The sequence below is a fragment of the Streptomyces sp. NPDC001020 genome, assembly GCF_053599115.1.
Genome location: NZ_JBSFLQ010000002.1, coordinates 110,427 through 123,991 on the forward strand (window position 1 = coordinate 110,427; position 13,565 = coordinate 123,991).

Annotated in this window: 12 protein-coding genes and 1 tRNA gene; 10 read left to right on the plus strand and 3 right to left on the minus strand. The window is 68.3% G+C overall.

All coding sequences use genetic code 11. The annotated features are described in order from the left end of the window. Position 1 precedes the first annotated feature (1 nt). The gene (locus ACWDEX_RS02115) at positions 2 to 1,021 is read right to left on the minus strand and encodes an SMI1/KNR4 family protein (protein WP_450461201.1); all 1,020 of its coding nucleotides are present in this window, start codon (positions 1,019 to 1,021) and stop codon (positions 2 to 4) included. Between the two features lie 260 nt (positions 1,022 to 1,281). Between ACWDEX_RS02115 and ACWDEX_RS02120 the strand changes: the two genes are divergently transcribed. Beyond that, entirely contained in the window at positions 1,282 to 1,782 is a 501-nt protein-coding gene (locus ACWDEX_RS02120; RefSeq protein ID WP_450461202.1) for a YwqJ-related putative deaminase, read from the plus strand. A gap of 79 nt (positions 1,783 to 1,861) precedes the next feature. Then, positions 1,862 to 2,371, plus strand: coding sequence for an SUKH-3 domain-containing protein (locus ACWDEX_RS02125; protein ID WP_450461203.1), 510 nt, complete (start codon positions 1,862 to 1,864; stop codon positions 2,369 to 2,371). Between the two features lie 15 nt (positions 2,372 to 2,386). Here the strand turns inward: ACWDEX_RS02125 and ACWDEX_RS02130 are convergent, their stop codons facing one another. Beyond that, a complete protein-coding gene (locus tag ACWDEX_RS02130) occupies positions 2,387 to 3,706 on the minus strand; it encodes a sensor histidine kinase (protein ID WP_450461204.1) in 1,320 nt (439 codons plus the stop codon). Positions 3,707 to 3,872: 166 nt separating this feature from the next. Between ACWDEX_RS02130 and ACWDEX_RS02135 the strand changes: the two genes are divergently transcribed. The 8 genes from ACWDEX_RS02135 to ACWDEX_RS02170 all read left to right on the plus strand — a co-directional run bounded on the left by ACWDEX_RS02135 (position 3,873) and on the right by ACWDEX_RS02170 (position 10,529). Further along, positions 3,873 to 4,733, plus strand: a complete 861-nt coding sequence (locus ACWDEX_RS02135) for a hypothetical protein (protein ID WP_450461205.1) — start codon at positions 3,873 to 3,875, stop codon at positions 4,731 to 4,733. Between the two features lie 14 nt (positions 4,734 to 4,747). Continuing rightward, positions 4,748 to 4,823 (plus strand) — tRNA-Gln (locus ACWDEX_RS02140). A 123-nt stretch (positions 4,824 to 4,946) separates the two neighbouring features. Then, the gene (glmU, locus tag ACWDEX_RS02145; RefSeq protein WP_450461206.1) at positions 4,947 to 6,395 is read left to right on the plus strand and encodes a bifunctional UDP-N-acetylglucosamine diphosphorylase/glucosamine-1-phosphate N-acetyltransferase GlmU; all 1,449 of its coding nucleotides are present in this window, start codon (positions 4,947 to 4,949) and stop codon (positions 6,393 to 6,395) included. Between the two features lie 145 nt (positions 6,396 to 6,540). After that, complete coding sequence (locus ACWDEX_RS02150; RefSeq protein ID WP_450461207.1) at positions 6,541 to 7,515, plus strand: ribose-phosphate diphosphokinase; 975 nt, start codon at positions 6,541 to 6,543, stop codon at positions 7,513 to 7,515. A gap of 225 nt (positions 7,516 to 7,740) precedes the next feature. Further along, complete coding sequence (locus tag ACWDEX_RS02155) at positions 7,741 to 8,331, plus strand: 50S ribosomal protein L25/general stress protein Ctc (RefSeq protein ID WP_450461208.1); 591 nt, start codon at positions 7,741 to 7,743, stop codon at positions 8,329 to 8,331. 69 nt (positions 8,332 to 8,400) lie between these two features. After that, a complete protein-coding gene (gene pth / locus ACWDEX_RS02160) occupies positions 8,401 to 9,003 on the plus strand; it encodes an aminoacyl-tRNA hydrolase (RefSeq protein WP_450461209.1) in 603 nt (200 codons plus the stop codon). Between the two features lie 117 nt (positions 9,004 to 9,120). Continuing rightward, complete coding sequence (locus ACWDEX_RS02165) at positions 9,121 to 9,609, plus strand: hypothetical protein (RefSeq protein ID WP_450461210.1); 489 nt, start codon at positions 9,121 to 9,123, stop codon at positions 9,607 to 9,609. 134 nt (positions 9,610 to 9,743) lie between these two features. Further along, positions 9,744 to 10,529: an LPXTG cell wall anchor domain-containing protein gene (locus ACWDEX_RS02170; RefSeq protein WP_450461211.1), complete on the plus strand. Its 786-nt coding sequence runs from the start codon at positions 9,744 to 9,746 to the stop codon at positions 10,527 to 10,529. A gap of 76 nt (positions 10,530 to 10,605) precedes the next feature. On the opposite strand, the gene ppc is transcribed toward ACWDEX_RS02170, so the two are convergent. Beyond that, positions 10,606 to 13,338, minus strand: a complete 2,733-nt coding sequence (gene ppc, locus ACWDEX_RS02175; protein WP_450461212.1) for a phosphoenolpyruvate carboxylase — start codon at positions 13,336 to 13,338, stop codon at positions 10,606 to 10,608. Positions 13,339 to 13,565: the final 227 nt, after the last annotated feature.

A 13,565-nucleotide genomic window follows, 5' to 3' on the forward strand; every position in this document is an offset into this window, starting at 1 on the left:
CTCACTCCCCACCCGACGACACGGGCACCGCACGCGCGAACCCACCGTCCACCATCAGGCTCGCCACGGTCTCCAACTCCGGCGGATGCCCCGCGAGCCGGGACAGGAAATCGTCGAAATCATCACCGCACGGCAGCAACAGCCGCCGCACACGCTCAGCCGGCGGCCACGACGCATCCACATCACGCGCATCGTCGTACGCACAGAACCAGACCGAACCGATCCGGTCACCCTTCACCTTCACGGCCAGCAGACCACCCTGCACAAACCCGACACCCAGGTAATCCTTGGTCAGATGGTCCCGCAGACACTTGTTCACATACACCAGGTCATTGACCGCCGCCTCATCACGCACCGTGAAGAACGGCTGGTCGACCAACAACCCCAACTCCGCGTCGAGCGCCGCACCCACCGGCGCACAACCACCCGCCGCCTTCAGAAACGACCGATAGGCGCCCGGCAGCCGATACCCCAGGTCCTCCTCGACCCCCTGCACCTGCTGCTCCGACACCGCCACCGACGACTTCGGCAGCCCGAAGTGCGCGGGCCGCGTCTCCTGCAACGGCCGCGTCCCCCGCTTGCCCTGATCGACGTGCGCCGTCGCGATCCCACCGTGATGGCGCAGCAGCGCCTTCACCTCGACCGGGACCAACTCCAGACGACGCACCCCCGGCACGTGATGCCAGGTCCAGCCGTGCGGGGTCGCCACCGCCGGAATCGTGTCCCACAGATCGTGCCCCGACGCCGCCAGCGCCGCGTTCGCCGACACATAATCCGTCAGCCGCAACTCGTCCACGCCGAAACCCTCCGGCGGCTCCGCGATCTCCGCGGCTGCACGCGCATACGGCGAGAAGTCGGGGTAGCCGTACTCGTCCACCCGCACCCCTCTCGGGTGGCGAGCAGCCCGCACCGGATCGGGAAAGTGCACGACCTGCCCGGCGTAGGCCGCGTTCGGCGGCGCGGCGTGTCCCCCGGCCTGGCGGCCGGGAGGCGCCCCCAGCCCGAGCCGACCTGTCGTCATGGCGGTTGCCCCCTGCGGCGTTCTGTCTGGCCTGTACGGCAATACGGATCGTGGACGCCGACAGCCTATGCGGTACGACGACACCGGTCACCGGGCCTCCGGTTCCAACCCCAACGACCCGGCAACACCGTGACCAGCCGTCACCCCACCGTGACAGAACACCGAACATGGGCGTGTCACCACGCCCCAGCTTCCGCAGCAGCCACGGCATTTGGCAGTCTGTGTCCCGTCGGGGGGATGCACGGGAGGGGAAAACAATCATGAACGCGACACAGACAGACACACACGGAGACCCACGCATCGGCTGGAGCGCCACCGACGCCACCCCCGCCCCCGCCCTCCGCCACCGCCGCGACGGCATACTCCCCACCATCGCCGCCGCCCTCTCCGTCCGCGGCACCACCCTCACCGGCACCGCCGCCCGCGGCGACCAACCACCCGCCCTGCACCCACTGGTCCAGGACTTCCTCGACACCCTCACCAGCACCCAGCGCGACCGCTACACCGGCCGCTGCGCCGAAGCCATCCTCATCTCACGCCACATCACCGCCGCCGACGCCGCCCGCAGCAAACGCGCCTCCCGCAAACCGATGACAAACGGCGAAGCCCGCAAAGCCCTCAAACAGGCCAAACTCACCACCCGCCGCATCCGCGAGGACGGCGACCCGCTCCACGGCAGCTTCGCCACACCCTGCCGCGCCTGCACCGCACTCAGCGACCACTTCGGCGTACGCATCATCGACCCCACCACACAGAACTGACCCCCACCCCAGCCCCACCCCACACGACCCGCACGACGGCGCCCACACCGGCCCACGACACCCGACGAACGAAGGGCAGATGCACGCCGACCGCCCCACCTCCCCCAAACCCTCCACCGCACGCTTCTCCGTAACCGTGGACACCGCACTGCGCACCGCCGGCTGGCAACCCGGCCGCTGGAACATGAAGCAGGCCGAACTCTGGGCCGACACCCTGCGCAGCCACGAATCCCCAGCCGGCCACCGACACACCGTCTTCCCCGCAGCCGTCGAGGCATGGGCGGAATTCGGCGGCCTGCACATCACCACACAAGGCCCCGGCCGCCAACTCGCCCCCACCACCCTCCACCTCGACCCCCTGCACGGCCTCCACATGGCCCGCACCCTGGGCGACCTCGGCCGCGCCCTCGACACCGAGGTCTGCCCCCTCGGCGAGGAACCCGACAGCCGCGCCCTGCTCGCCATCGACACCGAAGGCCGCGTCTACGCCCTCGACCACACCGGCGACTGGTACCTGGGCCCCGACATCGACCACGGCCTCACCACCCTGCTGGCAGGCACCGCACCCCAACGCCTGACAGCCGGATGACAACGCGGGAAACCCTCAGACGAACTCGGCCGGAATCACCGCCGACACCCGGAAACCACCCGCGTCCGTCGGCCCCGACACAAACACCCCACCCAGCGCGCTGACCCGCTCCTTCATCCCCACCAGACCATTACCGCCACTGGGCAGCCGCGCAGCCACCGCCCCCGAACCCTGCTCCGGCGGCGGCTCGTTCTCCACCTGCATCGCGATCTCCGCGGAACGGTGCGCCAGCCGCACATGCGTCTTCGCACCGGCCGCGTGCTTGTGCACGTTGGTCAGCGCCTCCTGCACCACGCGATACGCCGTCTGCTCCACCTCGCGCGCATACGCGCGCACCTCACCCTCCACCGACAGCCGCACCACCATCCCGGCCGCCGCCGACTGCCCGACCAACTCCCCCAGCTCAGCGATACAGGGACCATCGGCGAAGTCATCGACAGCCCGGGACGCCGCCGCGGCTGCCGCCACCCCCACCGCAGCGAGCGGCACCGACCGATCCGCCCCGCCCACGAACCCCTCCCCGCTACGCAAAACCCCGAGCATCTCGCGCAACTCCGTCAAAGCCTGCCGCCCCATGTCCCCCACCAACGCGGCGTTCTTGACAGCCTTCTCCGGATCCTTACGGGCCACCGCCTGCAGAGCCGCCGCATGCACAACCATCAGACTCACCCGATGAGCAACGACGTCATGCATCTCCCGCGCGATCCGCGTCCGCTCCTCGTTCCGCGCCCACTCCGCACGCTCCTCGGCCCGCTCGGCAAGCAGCATCAGCTCCCGCTCCAACGAGTCCGCACGCTCCCGCAGGCTCTCCATCAGCCGTCGCCGGGCACCGACATACAACCCGAGCAGCACCGGAGGAGCAGCCATACCCAGAGCCGTGGTGACGGAAAGGAACGGAATGTACCCACCGGCGATCGACAGATCCCCCCGCACCACGCCCTGCTGCGCCCGCACATACGTCACGATGAACATCCCCACGACCGACATGCCCGCGAGCGCGCCGATGATCCGCCGGGGCAGTTCGGAGGCGGCGAGCGTGTACAGCCCGACGACACCCATCAAGAAGCCCATCTGGGCGGGCGTGATGGCGATGGAGACGAGCACCACCGCGATCGGCCAGCGCCGCCGCAGCAGCAGCGTGGCCCCCGCGAACAGGCCGAACACCGTCCCGACGGGCACGGGCAACCCCGCGTCCCGTGAGAACTGGACCCCCTCGACCGCGCACTCCAGCGCGGACACCGCACCGAGCGAGACATCGAGTACGGCACTGCGCCACCGCCCCCACCACCAGGGCCCGCCCCTGGCCCCGGTGTGGACTTCCCCCGTCGTGGTCATGCCTCCAGCCTACGGGCGCGGGACGGGGGTTTTCCGGCGAGTTTCGACTGAGACGTCACACCACACTCCGTAATCGAACAGAAGCGAAACCATCCGGTATCCCTCGAACTGCTGAATCACACACCGTTCGACCCCGGAAGCCCGGATTCCGCCTGAGGTTATGCCCATGGCACACACAGGGGGCAAGTACGCCGACTTCGAGGAGCTCAGGGAGCGGGCGGTGGCGCTCCGGCGCGGGGGCTACAGCCTTCGGCAGATCCGCGACGAGCTTCAGGTTCACAACAAGGAGACCCTCCAGCGCCTCGTCGAAGGCGAGCCGCCACCGGAGTGGACGAAACGCCCCCGCGCGAAGGACGACCTCCGAGAACGGGCACGCGAGCTGCGCAAGCAGGGTTGGACGTACAACCAGATCCAGGCAGAACTGGGCTGCTCGAAGAGTTCGGTGTCGCTTTGGGTGCGAGATCTGCCACACCCGGAACCCAAGTGCACGCCAGAGGAGCAGAGGGCGCGCATGAACGCGGGGCTCGCGCACCTGTATGCCTCGCGGGCTCGTGAGCGAGAAGCGACCAAGCAGGCCGCGTCCGCCGCCATCGGCGAACTGTCGGACCGCGAGCTGTTCATCGCGGGCGTGGCCCTCTACTGGGCCGAGGGTACTAAGGACAAGCCATACGCCAGGCGCGAGAACGTGCTCTTCGTCAACAGCGACCCCAGCGTGATTCAGACCTTCCTTGCCTGGCTCGATCTGCTCGGCGTGGAGCGTGAACGCCTGAGGTACCGAGTCATGATCCACATGACGGGAGACGTCGAAGGAGCGAAGCAGTACTGGGCCGATCTGGTAGGTGTGGACGCCTCCGAGTTCCAGAAGACGACCATCAAGAAGCACAACCCCAAGACTGTCCGCAAGAACGTGGGCGAGGACTACCGCGGCTGTCTCGTGATCCGCGTCCTCCAGAGCGCTGACCTCTACCGCCGGATCGAGGGCTGGTGGAAGGGAATCGTGACCCAAGCGCAGGCACGTCTCCGGTAAGGTCTGAAGCGCCGTCCCCCGTGGTGTAACTGGCAGCACACTGGTTTTTGGTACCAGCAGGACAAGGTTCGAATCCTTGCGGGGGAGCCACAGCACACAAAGCCTAGGTTCGGGCCCTGACCCCAAGGTCAGGGCCCACTCTCATGTCCCCCCACAAACGCCCCGGTATCCTGCGGATGTCCACCCCACCCCATGAAGCCGAAGGGCATCCCCGTGAGCGCCAATCGCCCGGCAGCCGTCGTCGTTCTCGCAGCGGGTGAGGGCACCCGTATGAAGTCGGCCACACCCAAGGTCCTGCACGACATCTGCGGCCGCTCCCTGGTCGGGCATGTCCTCGCCGCCGCAGGTGAGTTGGAACCCGAGAACCTGGTCGTCGTGGTGGGTCACGCCCGGGAGAAGGTCACCGAGCACCTCACCCACGTCGATCCGGGTGTGCGCACCGCTGTCCAGGCCGAGCAGAAGGGGACCGGGCACGCGGTCCGGATGGCTCTCCAGGAGCTGGGTGGGTCCGTCGAGGGAACCGTCGTCGTCGTGTGCGGCGACACCCCGCTGCTCACCGGTGAAACGCTCCGCCGGCTGGCCGCCACCCACGCCGAGGACGGCAACGCCGTCACCGTGCTCACCGCCGAGGTTCCCGACGCCACCGGCTACGGCCGTATCGTCCGCGACGACGCCACCGGTGCTGTGACCGGGATCGTCGAGCACAAGGACGCCGACGAGGGACAGCGGGCGATCAGGGAGATCAACTCCGGGGTGTTCGCCTTCGACGGGTCACTGCTCGCCGACGCGTTGAAGAAGGTCCGCACCGACAACAGCCAGGGTGAGGAGTATCTCACCGACGTTCTCGGGATCCTGCGCGTGGCCGGGCACCGGGTCGGTGCGTCCGTCGCGGGCGACCACCGGGAGATCGCCGGTATCAACAACCGGGTCCAGCTCGCCGAGGCGCGTCGCATCCTGAACGACCGGCTTCTCACGAGCGCCATGCTCGCGGGGGTCACGATCGTCGATCCGGCCACCACGTGGGTCGATGTGACCGTCACCTTCGAGCAGGACGCGATCGTGCAGCCGGGTACGCAGTTGCTGGGCTCCACTCATCTCGAGGAGGGGGCCGAGGTCGGCCCCAACTCGCGGCTGAAGGACACCCGGGTGGGTGCGGGGGCGCGTGTGGACAACACCGTCTCCGACGGCGCGGTGGTGGGGCCGCAGGCGAGCGTCGGTCCGTTCGCCTATCTTCGCCCGGGTACGCGTCTCGGTCTCAAGTCGAAGATCGGGACGTACGTGGAGACGAAGAACGCCTCGATCGGTGAGGGTACGAAGGTGCCGCACCTGTCGTACGTGGGCGACGCGACGATCGGCGCGTACACGAACATCGGTGCGGCGAGCGTCTTCGTGAACTATGACGGAAAGGACAAACACCACACGACGGTGGGGTCCCATTGCCGTACTGGTTCGGACAACATGTTTGTGGCTCCTGTCACGATCGGGGACGGCGCCTACACCGCCGCGGGCTCTGTGATCACCAAGGATGTGCCGCCCGGTTCGCTGGCCGTGGCCCGTGGTCAGCAGCGGAATATCGAGGGTTGGGTGGCTCGGAAGCGTCCGGGGAGCGCGGCGGCGAAGGCGGCCGAGGCGACCTCCCGGGAGCCGGGACGCGAAGGCTGACCGGAAACAGGTGCGTCTGACACGGCGTACCGTGATAAGTGCACACCCGCACCCCCACCCAGCTGATACGGCCGTTCGCATCCAGCCGCGGCGGCGGCTACGGCCTCTGGACACCCAGCTGAGACACCTCTGAGGAGACAGTGCTGTGACCGGGATCAAGACGACCGGCGAGAAGAAGATGATGTTCTTCTCCGGGCGCGCCCACCCCGAGCTTGCCGAGGAGGTCGCCCACCAGCTGGGTGTCGGGGTCGTCCCGACGAAGGCCTTCGACTTCGCCAATGGCGAGATCTACGTTCGTTACCAGGAGTCGGCGCGTGGTGCGGACTGCTTCCTGATCCAGAGCCACACGGCTCCGATCAACAAGTGGATCATGGAGCAGTTGATCATGATCGACGCGTTGAAGCGTGCGTCGGCCCGTTCCATCACCGTGATCGTGCCGTTCTACGGTTACGCGCGGCAGGACAAGAAGCATCGTGGGCGTGAACCCATCTCGGCGCGTCTGATCGCGGACCTGATGAAGACGGCCGGTGCGGACCGCATTCTCACGGTGGATCTGCACACGGACCAGATCCAGGGCTTCTTCGACGGCCCGGTGGACCACCTGTTCGCGTTGCCGCTGCTGGCGGACTACGTGGGTGCGAAGGTGGACCGCTCGAAGCTGACCGTCGTCTCGCCGGACGCGGGCCGGGTGCGGGTCGCCGACCGCTGGTGCGACCGTCTGGGTGCGCCGCTGGCGATCGTGCACAAGCGTCGTGACAAGGACGTCGCGAACCAGGTCACGGTGCATGAGGTCGTGGGTGAGGTGAAGGGCCGGGTGTGTGTCCTGGTCGACGACATGGTCGACACGGGTGGCACGATCTGTGCGGCGGCGGACGCGTTGTACGCGCATGGTGCGGAGGATGTCATCGTCACGGCGACGCATGGTGTGTTGTCGGGTCCGGCGGCCGACCGTCTGAAGAACTCGAAGGTGAGTGAGTTCGTCTTCACGAACACGCTGCCGACCCCGGGTGAGCTGGAGCTGGACAAGATCACGGTGTTGTCGATCGCGCCGACGATCGCGCGTGCGGTGCGTGAGGTGTTCGAGGACGGTTCGGTGACGAGCCTCTTCGACGAGCAGTGAGATTGCGCCGGTAGAGCCGGCGGAGATCGTTTTGGGTGCGGCCTCCCTCTCCGAGTAGACTGTTGCAGTTGCTCGGCGAGGGAGGCCGTACTCATTGGGGTACGGCGGTCCGTTATCGACGCGCTCTTCGTAGCAGGCCGTTCGTGGCCGGGTGACTCCCCCAGTCTCGACTCCGTTCGAGCGGGGAACCCCCAGTCGATTCACTGGTTTCTACGAGGAGTGACCATGTCCGAGGTGAAGATCGCCGCCGAGACGCGCACCGAGTTCGGTAAGGGTGCCGCGCGCCGTATCCGTCGTGACAACAAGGTTCCGGGTGTGCTGTACGGCCACGGCTCGGACCCGCTGCACCTGACGCTTCCGGGCCACGAGCTGCTGATGGCGCTGCGTACGCCGAACGTCCTTATCTCTCTGGACATCGACGGCAAGGCCAACGAGCTGGCGATTCCGAAGGCCGTGCAGCGTGACCCGCTGAAGGGTTTCCTGGAGCACGTCGACCTGCTGCTGGTGAAGCGCGGCGAGAAGGTCACCGTCGAGATTCCGGTCCAGACCGAGGGTGAGCTGGCTGCCGGTGGCAACCTGCTGGAGCACGTGCTGTCGGCGCTGCCGGTCGAGGCCGAGGCGACGCACATCCCCGAGGCTCTGACCGTGTCGATCGAGGGTCTGCAGGCCGGTGCGTCCGTCCTGGCCAAGGACGTCACGCTGCCGTCCGGTGTGACCCTGGCGGTCGAGGAGGACGCGGTGGTCCTTCAGGTGCTGGCCGCGCAGGCGGAGGAAGCGCCGGCCGAGGGTGAGGGTGAAGAGGCCGCCGAGGCCTGATCCTCGCTGTCATCGTTTCGTCAGCCGCTGTTCCCGGGAGGGGCAGCGGCTGGCGCGTATCAAGGAGACATGAAGGTGACTACCTCCGCAGGCGCCCCCTGGCTGATCGCGGGCCTGGGCAATCCCGGATCCGAGTACGCCATGAACCGGCACAACGTGGGGTTCATGGTGGCTGATCTGCTGGCCGAGCGGATCGGGGGGAAGTTCAAGCGTGCGGGCAAGGCGCAGGCGCAGGTGATGGAGGGCCGTATCGGTCCTCCTGGTCCGGCGAACCGCCGGGTGATCCTGGCGAAGCCGATGTCGTTCATGAACCTGTCGGGTGGTCCGGTGAACGCGTTGCGCGATTTCTACAAGGTGCCGGTGGCGAACATCGTTGCCGTGCATGACGAGTTGGACATCGACTACGGCACCCTTCGTCTCAAGCTCGGTGGTGGCGACAACGGTCACAACGGCCTGAAGTCGATGACGAAGGCGATGGGTTCGGACTATCACCGGGTGCGGTTCGGGATCGGGCGTCCTCCAGGTCGTATGCAGGTGGCCGATTTCGTGCTGCGGGACTTCTCGTCGGCGGAGCGCAAGGAGTTGGACTACTTCGTGGACCGGGCGGCGGACGCGGTGGAGTGCCTGGTCATCGAGGGGCTGGAGCGGGCGCAGAGCACGTACAACTCCTGAGATCGTCTGGGACTTTGGCTGTGTGGGCGTCGATACGTGGGTACAACTCGGGACTTGTCGTCTTCGGGATGGGGCCCGGGTTGACCGGGCGCAGAGCCATGACCAAGGATCGCCGGCATGCCTTCTGCCGTCTCCTCCTCTCAGGGCACGGTCGCGGTGCTGCGGTTCGGGCGGCTCGCGGCGATGGGTGCGGTCGCCGTACTGCTTCTGATCGCCGGCTTCTGGGGCTCCTGGGGCACCGCGCAGTACGTGATGCTGCCCAAGGGCCGTGAGCGCGGCACGATCGAGGTGATGCGGTGCGGCCCGGACATGTGCAGTGGTCCCTTCACACCGTTGTCGGCCGGGGCGAGGGCGCGCGGGAGCGTGGTCATCGAGAAGACGGTCGCGGTGAAGCGGGGGAAGACGTACGCGGTGGTCGTGAAGCCGGGCTCGGACGATGTCGTGCGCTCGGGTCCGGCCGGGGTTCTGTACGCGTGGGTGCCGCTGGGTGGGGCGTTGTTGCTGGCCTCGGTGGTGGTGGCGGGCGGGCTGCGGCTGGTGCGTGCGGGGTGGGTGTTGGCGGGTGCGGGGGTCGTGGTGCTCGCGGCCGCTTTTGTCACGCTCTGAGGGTGTTCGGGTGGTGTCGACTCTGTGACAGGACTGTTTGTTGTCTGTTCGTGATTGACCAGTCGTCAGATGGGGCTGATGCTTGACTGACCCCCCATATCGTCCCTTTCGCTTCTCGAAGATGGACCTTTCCCATGCGTACCCTTATTCGCGCCGGCGCGTTGACCGCCGGCGTTTCTGCCGCGCTGCTTGTTGCGCCGGCCGCGCACGCCACCGCTCCCGGTGACAACGGCACGGTGAAGATCCACGACGCCAAGACCGGTGAGGAGCTTCGCCGCAACGAGCCGCACGTCTGCACGTTCTATCTGGACGCCTTCGGTTTCGACAAGGTCCAGCAGGTCGACTGGCACATCGAGGCCTGGGCTCCGACCGCCGCCACCAAGGGTGAGACGGTGAAGTCCGGTGCCATGGTGCTGGATTCCGAGGGCCACGGCCGTACGGATGACCTGTCGCTGCCCGACGGGCACTACAAGCTGTTCTGGAACTTCAAGGGCGAGAAGGGCGCCGCCAAGCACAAGATGTTCTGGACGGACTGCAAGGACTCGGGCGGCGGTGGCGGTACGACGCCGCCCGCCACCGAGTCGCCTTCGCCGTCGGAGTCGCCCTCGTCGTCCGAGTCGCCTTCGTCGCCGGAGTCGCCCTCGTCCTCCGAGTCGCCTTCGTCCTCGGAGCCGCCCTCGTCGTCCGAGTCGCCCGCGCCTTCGGGCTCGGCCGGGATGACGTCCTCGCCGAGTGCGTCCGCCAGTGAGGGTGGAACGGTCCCGTCGGCCACGGCCTCTCCGTCCACGCCGGGCCCCGACGGCGACCTGGCCGAGACCGGCAGCAGCGCCCCGGTGGGCCTGCTGTCGGGTGCCGCTGCGGCGCTGGTGGCCGTGGGCGGCTTCCTGGTGCTGCGACGTCGCAAGGCCTCTCGCGGCTGACGTCCGCCGGGCATGAGGGTGCCCCCGTGCTCGTCCTGGTGACGAGTACGGGGGCACCGTCGTGTGTGGGGCGGGGTCAGCCGGTGTTGCGCAGGCCCGCTGCCACACCGTTCACCGTCAGCAGCAGGGCCCGGGCCAGCAGTGGGTCCGCCTCGGCGCCGGTGGCCGCCGCTTCGCGCTGGCGTCCCAGCAGGGCGACCTGGAGGTAGGAGATCGGGTCGAGGTAGGCGTCGCGGATGGCGAAGGTCTGCTTGAGGACGGGGTGGTGATCGAGCAGTTCCTTCTCGCCGGTGATTCGCAGGACTTCACGGACCGTCAGCTCGTGTTCCGCCTCGATGGTGGCGAAGACGTGCTTGAGCTCGTCGGGTACGAGGGTGTCGACGTAGTGGCGGGCGATCCGCAGGTCCGTCTTGGCGAGGGTCATCTCGACGTTGGAGATGAAGTTGCGGAAGAAGTGCCACTGTTCGTGCATTTCGGCGAGGACGGTGTCGAGGCCGGCTTCGCGCAGTGCCTTGAGGCCGGATCCGACGCCGTACCAGCCGGGCACGATCTGCCGGGACTGGGTCCAGCCGAAGACCCAGGGGATGGCCCGCAGCCCGTCGAGGCCCGCGCCGGAGTCGGGGCGCCGGGAGGGTCGGGAGCCGAGGTGGAGGTCGGCGAGTTGGTCGACCGGTGTGGACGCGAAGAAGTAGGCGGGCAGGTCGGGGTCCTCGACCAGCTTGCGGTAGGCGGTGTGGGCGGCGTCGGAGACGACGTCCATGGCGGCGTCCCAACGGGCCAGTGCCTCGACGGACTGGCGGGGGGCGGTGTGCAGGGCGGAGGCCTGGAGGGTGGCGGCGACGGTGAGTTCCAGGTTCTCCCGGGCCAGGGACGGGATGAGGTACTTGTCGGAGATGACCTCGCCCTGTTCGGTCACCTTGATCTCGCCCTCCAGGGTGCCCCAGGGCTGGGCGAGGATGGCGTCGTGGGTGGGGCCGCCGCCGCGGCCGACGGTGCCGCCGCGGCCGTGGAAGAGCCGCAGGCGTACGCCGTAGCGGTGGGCGACGTCGCGCAGGCGGCGCTGGGCGCGGTGGATCTCCCACTGGGAGGTGGTGATGCCGCCGAACTTGGAGGAGTCGCTGTAGCCGAGCATGACCTCCTGTACGTCGCCGCGCAGGGCGACCAGGCGGCGGTAGGACGGGTCGGCGAGCATGTCCTCCAGGATGGTGTCGGCGGCCTTGAGCTCGTCGGTGGTCTCCAGGAGGGGAACGATGCCGATCTTCGCCCAGCCGGCGTGCAGGTCGACGAGGCCGGCCTCGCGGGCGAGGACGGCGGCGGCGAACACGTCGTCGGCGCCCTGGCACATGGAGATGATGTACGACTCGATGACCTCGGGTCCGAAGGCCTCCATGGCCCGCTTGACCGTTTCGAACACGCCGAGGGTCCTGGCGCCGGCCGCGTCCAGCGGGGCCGGGGTGGGGGCGAGGGGGCGCCGGGAGCGCAGTTCCCTGGCGAGCAGCTTGTGCCGGTATTCGCGCGGCATGTCGTCGTACCGCCAGGACTCCTCGCCGAGCCGGTCGAAGAGCTGACCGAGGGCGTGGTGGTGCGCGTCGGCGTGCTCGCGGACGTCCATGGTGGCGAGCTGGAGGCCGAAGGCGGCGAGGGTGCGGATGGTGCGGGCGAGGCGGCCGTCGGCGAACAGGCCGCCGCGGTGGGCGCGCAACGAGGTCTGGATGATGCGCAGGTCGTTCAGGAGTTCGGAGGTGCCGAGGTAGTCCCGTCCCCGTTCGTGCCGGGTGCTCCTGGCGAGGCGGCGCTTGGTGTTGACGAGCTTCTGGCGGATGCAGGTGGCCTTGAGCCGGTAGGGCTCCTCGGCGTTGAGGCGCTTGTAGCGGGGGCTGATCTCGGGCAGCAGGTCGAGGTCGGCCTGGAGGGATTGCAGCAGTTCCTCGGTGGCTCCGGCGTAGCGGATCGAGTTGGAGAGGAGGCCGCGCAGTTCGTCGATCGTCTCCAGCGCGTCGTTGATGCCGTGCTCGTGCTGGAGGATCAGCACTTCCCAGGTGACCTCGGGGGTGACGTTGGGGTTGCCGTCGCGGTCGCCGCCGATCCAGGTGCCGAAGGTGAGGGGGCGGGTCTCGTCGGGCACCTTGACGCCGACACGTTCCAGTTCGGCGGTGAGGTCCTCCAGGACGTCGCCGACGGCGCCGGCGTGCAGCTCGTCCAGGTAGTAGACCGCGTTGCGGGCCTCGTCGGCGGGTTCCGGGCGGACGACACGCAGCTCATCGGTCTGCCAGACGAGGTCGATGTTCTCGGCCAGGCGGATGTCGTGGCGGCGCCGGTCGGTCTCGAGGACGGGGATCTCCAGGAGCGCGGCGATACGGCGGAGCTTGTTGAGGACGGACCGGCGGGCGGCCTCCGTGGGGTGCGCCGTGAACACCGGGCGCACGTTGAGGTTCCTGACGGTCTCGCGCAGGTGTTCGGGGTCTGCGTCCTTGAGCCGGTCGGCCGTCCGGGCGATGAGGCCTCCCTCGGCGGCGCGCTTGGCGCGCAGTTCACGCCCGCGGTGCACCTGCTCGGTGACGTTCGCCAGGTGGAAGTAGGTGGAGAAGGCGCGTACCAGCTTGGCCGCGGTGTCCAGTTCGGTGCCGCGCAGCAGCTCCGCGGCGGCCTCTCCGTCCTCTCGGGTCAGTCGGCGAACCCGCTCGACCAGTTCCAGGAGCTCGGGGCCCTCCTGCCGGACGAGGGTCTCGCCGAGCAGGTCACCCAGTCGGCGGATGTCGGCGCGCAGCTCGCTGCTCGTCGTCGTGGTCTGGTCGTCGGCACTGCTCACAGGTGCGGCTCCTTGCAGTCTTGAAGCTCTCTGGGAGGGGCCCGGACGGGTGCCGTGCGCGACGGGTGCCGCATACGGACGGGGACATCCGGGAAGAAAACAGTGCGGACCGCGCTGTCCGACCGATTCCAAGGATAGGTCTCCGCATGGCCGCGTAGGCCTACGGGCTCTTGCCGTCGGCGACGCGCTGCCATACTTACGACGCCGTAGGTTACGGACCCGTAGGT

Coding starts and splice junctions, on each gene's coding strand:
- ACWDEX_RS02170 (WP_450461211.1), top strand. CDS start 9,744: ATGCGTACCCTTATTCGCGCCGGCGCGTTGACCGCCGGCGTTTCTGCC.
- ACWDEX_RS02120 (WP_450461202.1), top strand. CDS start 1,282: ATGAACGCGACACAGACAGACACACACGGAGACCCACGCATCGGCTGG.
- ACWDEX_RS02115 (WP_450461201.1), bottom strand. CDS start 1,021: ATGACGACAGGTCGGCTCGGGCTGGGGGCGCCTCCCGGCCGCCAGGCC.
- ACWDEX_RS02165 (WP_450461210.1), top strand. CDS start 9,121: ATGCCTTCTGCCGTCTCCTCCTCTCAGGGCACGGTCGCGGTGCTGCGG.
- ACWDEX_RS02155 (WP_450461208.1), top strand. CDS start 7,741: ATGTCCGAGGTGAAGATCGCCGCCGAGACGCGCACCGAGTTCGGTAAG.
- pth (WP_450461209.1), top strand. CDS start 8,401: ATGAAGGTGACTACCTCCGCAGGCGCCCCCTGGCTGATCGCGGGCCTG.
- ACWDEX_RS02130 (WP_450461204.1), bottom strand. CDS start 3,706: ATGACCACGACGGGGGAAGTCCACACCGGGGCCAGGGGCGGGCCCTGG.
- ACWDEX_RS02125 (WP_450461203.1), top strand. CDS start 1,862: ATGCACGCCGACCGCCCCACCTCCCCCAAACCCTCCACCGCACGCTTC.
- ACWDEX_RS02135 (WP_450461205.1), top strand. CDS start 3,873: ATGGCACACACAGGGGGCAAGTACGCCGACTTCGAGGAGCTCAGGGAG.